This window comes from Actinotalea ferrariae CF5-4, from assembly GCF_000603945.1.
Classification (GTDB): domain Bacteria; phylum Actinomycetota; class Actinomycetes; order Actinomycetales; family Cellulomonadaceae; genus Actinotalea; species Actinotalea ferrariae.
Genome location: NZ_AXCW01000266.1, coordinates 1 through 4780, shown reverse-complemented (window position 1 = coordinate 4780; position 4780 = coordinate 1). Strand labels below are relative to the sequence as shown.

7 protein-coding genes are annotated in these 4780 nt (G+C 76.2%); 1 reads left to right on the top strand and 6 read right to left on the bottom strand.

Annotated elements, in window-relative coordinates; all coding sequences use genetic code 11:
• Nucleotides 1-31: 31 nt before the first annotated feature.
• Entirely contained in the window at nucleotides 32-415 is a 384-nt protein-coding gene (locus tag N866_RS16030; RefSeq protein WP_034228212.1) for a hypothetical protein, read from the top strand.
• Nucleotides 416-559: 144 nt separating this feature from the next.
• Here N866_RS16030 and N866_RS16025 read toward each other — a convergent pair whose 3' ends face one another.
• From N866_RS16025 to N866_RS16000, 6 genes are all read right to left on the bottom strand, one after another.
• Nucleotides 560-1084: a hypothetical protein gene (locus tag N866_RS16025; RefSeq protein WP_034228210.1), complete on the bottom strand. Its 525-nt coding sequence runs from the start codon at nucleotides 1082-1084 to the stop codon at nucleotides 560-562.
• A gap of 131 nt (nucleotides 1085-1215) precedes the next feature.
• Nucleotides 1216-1875 (bottom strand): response regulator transcription factor, encoded by a 660-nt coding sequence (locus N866_RS16020; protein ID WP_034228208.1) that lies wholly within the window; start codon nucleotides 1873-1875, stop codon nucleotides 1216-1218.
• The gene (locus N866_RS16015) at nucleotides 1872-3419 is read right to left on the bottom strand and encodes a sensor histidine kinase (protein WP_081802733.1); all 1548 of its coding nucleotides are present in this window, start codon (nucleotides 3417-3419) and stop codon (nucleotides 1872-1874) included. The genes N866_RS16020 and N866_RS16015 overlap by 4 nt, the downstream gene beginning before the upstream one ends.
• Nucleotides 3388-3885 (bottom strand): hypothetical protein, encoded by a 498-nt coding sequence (locus tag N866_RS16010; RefSeq protein WP_034228207.1) that lies wholly within the window; start codon nucleotides 3883-3885, stop codon nucleotides 3388-3390. Before N866_RS16010 ends, N866_RS16015 begins: the two co-directional genes overlap by 32 nt.
• Nucleotides 3886-3943: 58 nt before the next feature.
• Complete coding sequence (locus N866_RS16005) at nucleotides 3944-4570, bottom strand: response regulator (protein ID WP_034228205.1); 627 nt, start codon at nucleotides 4568-4570, stop codon at nucleotides 3944-3946.
• Nucleotides 4567-4780: ATP-binding protein (locus N866_RS16000; protein WP_034228203.1), on the bottom strand; the 214-nt coding region annotated here is incomplete at its 5' end. The genes N866_RS16000 and N866_RS16005, both read right to left, overlap by 4 nt.

The window sequence follows — 4780 nt, the reverse complement described above, 5'->3', positions numbered from 1 at the left end:
GCCCCCGCTCCACGAACCACCAGGAGGACACATGAGCACGCGCACCCTCGCGGCGGTGACCGGCGCCCTCGGGGCGCTGGGCCTCGGCGCGACCGCCGCCCTCGGCGCCGGCCCGTTCGCCCCGCCCGCCGGCACGGAGATCGGGGAGGCCGTCGTCGGCGGCACGAGCACCCCGACGGCGCCCCGGCAGGACGGGGCGGACGCGGCGGCCACCAGCCTGTCGGTCCCCGCGGGCCCGGCCACCCCGGCCGCGGTGCCGACCCCCTCCGCCACGACCACGGTCACCGCGACCAGCGTCCTCACGGCCGTCTCGCCGGCGACGCCGGTCTCGCCCCCCACCCCGGTGAGCCCGCCCACGCCCGTGAGCCCGGCGTCGTCCGTGAGCGCCGCGTCGGCCCCGACCGCCGGGTCATGACGGGGCCGGGTCGTGACGGGCCTGGCCTGACGGGAGCTGCGCCGCCCCGGCCGCCCGGCCCGACGGCACGGCCGACCTCTCCGTGAGAGGGCTCTCATCCACAGCCACCGAGTGCTCTCATCGAGGCCCACCACAGTGGTGTCATCAGCACAGGAGGACCGGCCCCCGGGCCCGGTCCGCTCGAGAGGAGACCAGCATGAAGAGCCGCACCGTCGTCGCCGTCGTGACCGGAGCCCTGGGGGCCCTCGGGGTCGGCGCCGCCGCCGCCTTCGCCGCAGGACCGGTCGCCCAGCAGCCGACGCCCGCGCCGCAGTCCGACGACCGCTCCGACGACGTCTCGGACGACCAGGGCAGCACCGCCGCCCCGGTGCCCACCCCGTCCGTCAGCCCCGCGGCCGTGGGCGCGAGCTCGTCGGTGACCACGGTCACCGCGACGAGCGTCCTCACGCCGATGTCCCCGGCCTCCCCGACAACGCCGCCCACGCCGGCGTCCGTCGCCTCCGTCGCAAGCCCGGTGACGCCGCCGTCGCCGGCCTCGCCGGTCTCCGCGCCGTCGCCCGTCTCGGTCCCGAGCCCCGTGACCCCGCCGTCGCCGGTCTCGGTGCCGTCGGTGCCGTCGGTGCCCTCGGCCGACGACTGACCACCCGCGCGCGGCTCCACCACGCGCACGACGACGGGGCGGCTCCTGCGGGAGCCGCCCCTCGTCGTCTGCGCGTCGTCGTCTGCGCGCGCGGGGAGTCCTCTGCCCCGGCGGCCGCGCGGACGTGGACGCGCCCGACGCCGGGAGACCCCCGAGGGCCTCAGACGAACCGGTAGCCCATGCCCCGGACGGTCTCCACGTGCTCCGCACCGATCTTCTTGCGCAGGTACCGCACGTAGACGTCCACCACGTTGGAGCCGGGGTCGTAGTCGTAGCCCCAGACGCGGGAGAGCAGCTGCTCCCGGCTCAGGACCTGGCCGGGGTTGCGCAGGAAGGCCTCGGCGAGGGCGAACTCGCGGGCGGACAGGTCCACCTCGCGGCCGTCGACCCGCACGCGCCGGGTGCGCAGGTCCAGTGCGACGTCCCCCTGCGCCAGGACGGTCGCCTCCCCGGGAGAGCTCTCCGTGCGCAGCCGCAGCCGCACGCGGGCCAGGAGCTCCTCGAACCGGAACGGCTTGGTCATGTAGTCGTCGGCCCCGCCCTCGAGCCCCGCCACGGTGTCCGTCACCGAGCTGCGCGCCGTCAGGATGATCACCGGCAGCGTGTTGCGGGCGTCCCGCAGCCGCCGCAGCACGGTGAACCCGTCCTGGTCCGGCAGGCCGAGGTCGAGGACCAGCAGGTCGAAGTCCCCGCTCTGGGCGAGGTCGTAGGCCTCCCGGCCCGTCCCGACGACGAAGGGTGCGTACCCGGCCGCCCGCAGCCCCTTGGCGACGAACGAGGCGATCCGGTCCTCGTCCTCGGCGATGAGGATCTGGCTCACTGCTCTCCTTCGTCCGCTCGCGCGTCGGCCAGCGGGATCTCGATGACGAAACGGGACCCGGAGCCCGTGCCCACGGTGCTCGGGTCGAGGTACGCCCGGCCGTCGTGGCCGGCCGCGACGGCGCGGACGATCGGCAGGCCCAGGCCGGACCCTTCGTCCCCGCGCCCGGCACCCGCCCGGGCGAAGCGCTCGAAGATGCGTTCGGCGTCGTCGGCGGCGACGCCGTTCCCCTCGTCCTCGACGGTGAGGAGCACCTGGAGGCCGCGCACGCGGCTCGCGAGCCGGACGGTGGAGCCCGGCGGGGAGTACCGCACCGCGTTGGCGGCGAGCTGGAGCCAGGCCTGGGTCACGCGCCGCGGGTCGAGCAGCGTCTCCACCTCGGCGCGGGCGTCGACCCGCCAGACGCGGTCGCCCAGCGTCCGGGCCTTGTCCAGGACGTCGTCCGTGAGCCGGCCGACGTCGACCGGCTCGGGGCGGACGAAGTCCGGGCGGTCCACGGTGGCCAGCGTGACGAGGTCGTCGACGAGCAGGTGCATCCGGTCCAGCTCGTCGACCGCCACCTTCTGGGCGGCGCGCACGTCGTCGGGGTCGTCGGGGTCCATGAGCTCCAGGTGCCCGCGGACGATCGTCACCGGGGTCCGCAGCTCGTGCCCGGCGTCGTCGAGGAGGCGGCGCTGGGAGCCGAACGCCGCCTCGAGGCGGTCCAGCATGGAGTTGACGGTGCGGGCCAGCTCGGAGACGTCGTCGTCGCCGCTCACGGCGATGCGCTGGGACAGGTCGGTGTCCGTGATCCGCCGTGCGGTGTCGCCGAGGGCCCGCAGGGGCGCGAGCAGGCGACCCGCCACGAGCCAGCCGACGATGCCCAGGACCACGAGGGAGCCGGCCCCCACGACGGTGTAGGTGCCGTACGTGCGGACCAGCTCGGAGTGCTCGGCCTCCCGGTCGACGCCGAGCACGAGCACGCCCGTCAGCGGGTCGCCGACCACCGTGACCGGGATCGCGACGGTCCGGTACGACGTGTCGGGCGTCGACACCGTGCGGAGCCTGACGGCCGCGGCGTCCTGCGCCTCGACCGCGACAGCCACGACCTCCGGCACGGTCTCGAGCCGGACGGTGGGGAAGGCGGGCACGAGCTCCACCGCCCCGTCGACGACGGCGAAGATCCCCTCGTTCTGCGCCGTGACGGTGCGCTGGATCCCGATCTGCAGGAGACGCTCGACGCTCGTGAACGGTGCTCCGGTCGAGGGGTCGACACCCTGGGTCGCCAGCGTGCGGAACTCCGCGGTCGTGCGCTCCAGCGAGGCGTCGATGCCCTGGTCGAGGCGTTCGCGCTGGAGCAGGAAGGCCGCGGTGCCGGCGACGGTCATGCCGAGCGCCGCGAGCGCGACCACGGCGGCGAGGATCCGCACCCGCACGGTGACGAGGCGCGCTGCGCGCCGCCGCAGCGGCGAGCGGCCCGGCGACGACTCGGCGTCCGCGGTCGCACTCGCCCCCGCCGCGGTCCGCTCGGCCTCAGTCGTCGGTGCTGTCGTCACTGCTGTCATCACTGCCGTCGTCACTGCCGTCGTCACTGCCGTCGTCAGGCGGGTCGTCGCTGCCGCTGCCGTCCCCGCCGCCGCTGCCGTCGTCGGTGCCGTCCCCGCCGCCGCTGCTGTCGTCAGACCGGTCGTCGCTGTCGTCGTCCTGGCTGTCCGTCGTCGGCGTCGCAGGCACCGGAGCCGCGGGCGCGACGGCCGTCGGGGCGGGACGTGCGTCGTCGTCGTCCGGGGGAGCGGGCGCGGTCTGCGCCGGGTCGGGGGTCTCGGACGCCGGGGGAGTCGCTGCGCCGCCCCCGTTCGTCCCGCCGGTCGTCCCGCCGTCGGTGGCGGGGAGGGTGTCCGGCGTCCCGACGACGACGGCGTCCCCCACGGACCGGTCGCCGGGCGCCGCCAGGACCTCGTAGGCGCCCGCGACCGCGCCGACGGCCAGCAGGACGCCGGTCGCCAGGGCGGTCAGCCGCGGTCGACGCACGTGATCAGTATCGGGCCGCCGGATGAGATGCGGATGAGAGCACGCGTGTGAGGTCCGGTCACAGGGACGGCAGGATGCCGCGCTCGAGGGCGACCGTGACGGCGTGCGTGCGGTCGTCCACGCCGAGCTTCCCGAACACCCGGAGCAGGTGCGTCTTGACCGTCGCCTCGGTGATGTAGAGGTCGGCGCCGATCTGCGCGTTGGTCCGGCCTCGGGCCACGCCCCGCAGCACCTCCAGCTCCCGCGGGGTCAGGCGCTCCGGCGCGTGGCGCAGCTGCTCCACCAGTCGCCGGGCGACCGAGGGGGCGAGGACCGTCTCGCCGTGGGCCACGGCACGAACGGCGGCGACCAGCTCGTCGCGCGGCGTGTCCTTGAGGAGGTACCCGCTGGCGCCGGCCTCGACGGCCCGGAGGATGTCGGCGTCCGTCTCGTAGGTGGTGAGGACGACGACGCGCGTCGCCGGCCGGGTCCGCAGGAGCCGCTCGGTCGCGCCCGCGCCGTCCAGCACCGGCATCCGCAGGTCCATGAGGACGACGTCGGGCTCCTCCCGCTCGACGAGCGCGACGGCCTGCTCGCCGTCGGCCGCCTCCCCGACGACGACGAGGTCCGGCTCGCCGGCGAGCAGACCGACGATCCCGGCCCGCACGACCGGGTGGTCGTCGACGACGACGATCCGCGTGGTCACGGCTCCATCCTCCCCGCCGCGGGCACCCGCACCGTCACCGCCGTGCCGCCCTCCGCGGGACTGGTCACCGCCACCTCGCCCCCGCCGGCCGCCACGCGGGCCCGCATCCCGCTCAGCCCGTACCCCTCCTGGGCCGCCGCCGGGATGCCGCGGCCGTCGTCGACGACCTCGAGCTCGACGAGGCCGGGCGCGCCGGCCGGGCGGGCGTCG

Excerpts from the sequence above, each read along its gene's own strand:
- N866_RS16015 (WP_081802733.1), bottom strand. The coding sequence starts at position 3,419 with ATGACAGCAGTGACGACAGCACCGACGACTGAGGCCGAGCGGACCGCG.
- N866_RS16030 (WP_034228212.1), top strand. The coding sequence starts at position 32 with ATGAGCACGCGCACCCTCGCGGCGGTGACCGGCGCCCTCGGGGCGCTG.